Below are 3,121 nucleotides of genomic sequence, written 5' to 3'. Positions count from 1 at the left end.
AGACTCTTTCGTGTCCGATTCCCGGTCGAAGCGGGTTTCGCTTTCCAGGTTTCCGCTTTCGCGTTTCCCTTTCCGGCGAGTCCGACTCTATCAGAAGATCTCCACCGGTTTTCACCGGCTTCGGATTTCTCAATGGAGACGGGTGCCCTGTCATGGAATTGCATTCCGTACAGGGAGTGCTGCCGAACTGTCCAGTTCGAGGCAACCGCTCCACTCTACAACCCCCCGCCCGAGCCTCCAAATCGTCCTGCCCACCCCCGCCTGACCTGCGACTCGGCGCCCCGAACACCCGCAAGCCGACCTGCGCGGCCAGCCCCTCAGCCCGCTGGACATCGCTCTGCCCCACGCACACGGACAGCAAGTGCCCGTCGGCCAGCTAGGTGTGTTGTCCGGACAGGTTGGTGACGCGGCTGGCGGGTGTTTGGCCTTGGATGCCGGTGTGGGGTCGGTGGTAGTTGTACCAGTCGATCCAGTCGGTGAACGCGGCCTGGCGTTCCTGGTCTGAGGTGTAGGGCCATTGGTGTGCCCACTCCTCGAGCAGGGTGTCGTGGAAGCGTTCGACCTCGCCGTTGGTCCGGGGCCGCCAGGGCCGGGTCCATCGTGGGCTGATGCCCAGGTCTCGGCAGGTGTCGCGCCAGGTGTTCTTGCTGTAGGCCCAGGCGTTGTCGGTCAGCACTCGCTCAACGGTGATGCCCAGGGACGCGAACCGGGCCGTGGCCCGTGCGAGGAAGCCGACGCAGGTCGGGGCGGTCTCGTCGGGCAGGTCTTCGGTGTAGGCGATCTGGCTGTGGTCGTCGAGCGCGGTATGCCGGTAGGCCCAGCCTGCACCGGTCTTGTTGCGCCGTCCTTCGGCCCGGCCGAGGGTCTTGTGACCGCCGCCCCTCAGGGATCCGGCCGAGTTTCTTGACGTCGATGTGGACCAGTTCGCCGGCCGGGCTCGTTCGTAGCGGCGGACGGGCTCGCCGGTGGCCCGGTCCAGGGCAGCCAGGGGCGGCAGACCGTGACGGGTCACGATGCGGTGGGCGGTCGAGGCTGCGATGCCGCAGCGGGCAGCCGGCCGCAACGCCCCGATCCGGTGCTCGCGCCGCAGCCGCAGCACATGTTCCTCCACGGCGGCAGGCGTCCTGGCGGGCTGGCGGTGTGGCCGGCTTGACCGTCACTCATTCCGGCGACGCCCAGCGTGCGGTTCCCAGCACGCGTGTCACCAACGTCCCGGGACAACGCAGCTAGGTGCTGAGGTGCCAATGGACGTCCTGCCCGCGGGGACACCACAGACCACAGCAGCGAGCTCCGCCTCGAAGCTCAGGAAGGGAACGTCTCCACGCTCAGCCTCAGCGGCGAGAGGCCGGCCAGCTCCGCTGCATCCACCAGGAGCTCGCGGGGGCGAACGCTGGTCGCGGGCGGACGGGCTGCCGGACCGGTGTGCACGAGTGGGGCGGACTCCGGGGCCAGCACCCGCTGCAGCCGTGGTTCCCGGTGAAGACTCTCGCCTTCCACCCCTCTCTCCCCCTATTGGCCGTCGCCACGGGGTGCTACGAGGGCGGCTACTCCTACGAAGGCGGACTACTGCTGCCGTAGTCGAACGATCCGACTGGGCAGCGGTCGGGCAGGGGGCGATCGAGGACAAGGAGCTGGCAGCCCCTGCGGAGCCGACCGCACGGCGGCATCGCGGCGGGGAGGTACGCCGGCTCCTCGCCGACCTCGCGTCCGTGGCCGGTCAGCAGCGGTGCCTGCGTCGCCGGGTGCGGGCTGTCGAAGGCCTGGGGACGGACGCCTGCTGGCGGCGCTGAACGAGGGTCATGGGCGCCGGCCGGACCCCAAACGTGTACTCGGTTCTCGGTTCTCGTCGCCGGCCCGCCGGATGGTCCTGTGGCCCTTGAACGGCCGCCGGAATCGTCCCGAGCAGCTGATGCTGTTCGACCTCGACGGTCCGGAGGTCGGCGTGTTCCACCACCCGCTCCCCGTCCGTCGTGGGAGTCGTCCCTACGTCCTGGTGGGCACTGACCCGGACGATCCGGCCGAGGACAAGCGAGCCACCGCCGTGGGCGACGACCGGACATTGCGACGGCTCTTCCCGCACTCCTGGGTGCCGGAGGAACATCACCTCGCCGGCCCCGCGGCCGAGATCGGGGAGTCCCTCGTATCTGCCGGCGCCGTCCACCACAGTCACGGGCTCCAGCCCGGTGGCACCTACGTCGTACGCCGCTCCCTCAACAGGACGGTGCAGCGGCAGCACCGCGGCGACCGTCCCGCGACCGCCCTCGACACCGACGGGACACACCGTCTACGTGGCCTCCAACCCCGGAGCCCGCTCAGGGAACCGCTCAGAGGTTCACGCGCTTGAGGTACACCCGGCTGCGATGCGGGATGGTCTGGTACCAGACCATCAGGTGCTCGTCCTCGTACGTACGCAGCCGCATCGGGTGCGGGTCCTCGTAGAGGCTGCCGTCCTTGGGGTCGATCGCCATCGACGCCAGGTCGACCAGGCCGTCCATGACGGCGCCGACGAGGGCCTGGTGCTCCGCGTGCATGTCGCCGAGCACCCACAGCCGGCTGGGATCGCACTCCCAGGCCCAGCCGTTGTCATTCTCGACGCCTTCGTCCCGCTGGGTCACTGACCGATTTCCCGCTGGGCCTCGGCGAGGATGCGGCTGCTCGTCTCCATGGCGGCCCGGAACTCCGCCTCCGTGGCGGCGGGGTCTCCCGCGACGCGTTCTGCCTCGTGCAGCGCGGCCGCCCGGGCCGGCCAGCGGTGGATCGCCACGTGGGTGGCCCACTTGATCAGGAAGAACCGCAGCGGGTTGATCGCGCCCGTCTCCGCGGCACGGTCGAACGCCTCGTTGCATTCCTTGTCGAGCACGGCGAGGTTCGCCATGTCGATCCGGCGCACGGCGTCCCGCAGGGCTTCCCGCGTCATGGCCGGCTGAGGGATGAGCGGCCCGCCGTCTTCCAACTGCTGTGCTGTCATCGCGTCCTCCAGAGGAACGCTGGCCAGGATACCCAGCCCGCCCCGGCAATCGGCTAGTGAACGCAGAAAAGCCCCGCACCGAACCCGGAACGGGTTGGTGCGGGGCTTCCGCAATGATTGTTCGGCGGCGTCCTACTCTCCCACAGGGTCCCC

At 69.3% G+C, this 3,121-nt stretch carries 4 protein-coding genes; 1 reads left to right on the top strand and 3 read right to left on the bottom strand.

Features of this window, described 5'->3' with window-relative positions; all coding sequences use genetic code 11:
• Positions 1-376: 376 nt before the first annotated feature.
• Positions 377-1,111: an IS481 family transposase gene (locus AB0D94_RS37660; RefSeq protein WP_362062457.1), complete on the bottom strand. Its 735-nt coding sequence runs from the start codon at positions 1,109-1,111 to the stop codon at positions 377-379.
• A gap of 765 nt (positions 1,112-1,876) precedes the next feature.
• On the opposite strand from AB0D94_RS37660, the gene AB0D94_RS37655 reads away from it, so the two are divergent.
• Entirely contained in the window at positions 1,877-2,344 is a 468-nt protein-coding gene (locus AB0D94_RS37655; protein WP_362062454.1) for a hypothetical protein, read from the top strand.
• On the opposite strand, the gene AB0D94_RS37650 is transcribed toward AB0D94_RS37655, so the two are convergent.
• Positions 2,325-2,615, bottom strand: coding sequence for a hypothetical protein (locus AB0D94_RS37650; protein ID WP_362062451.1), 291 nt, complete (start codon positions 2,613-2,615; stop codon positions 2,325-2,327). The genes AB0D94_RS37655 and AB0D94_RS37650 overlap by 20 nt on opposite strands.
• A complete protein-coding gene (locus AB0D94_RS37645; RefSeq protein WP_362062448.1) occupies positions 2,612-2,968 on the bottom strand; it encodes a hypothetical protein in 357 nt (118 codons plus the stop codon). Before AB0D94_RS37645 ends, AB0D94_RS37650 begins: the two co-directional genes overlap by 4 nt.
• Positions 2,969-3,121 lie beyond the last annotated feature (153 nt).

It is taken from the genome of Streptomyces sp. NPDC048255, assembly GCF_040652415.1.
Taxonomy (GTDB): domain Bacteria; phylum Actinomycetota; class Actinomycetes; order Streptomycetales; family Streptomycetaceae; genus Streptomyces.
The sequence above is the reverse complement of the archived record's forward strand: the minus strand, read 5'-3'. Positions and strand labels throughout refer to the sequence as shown.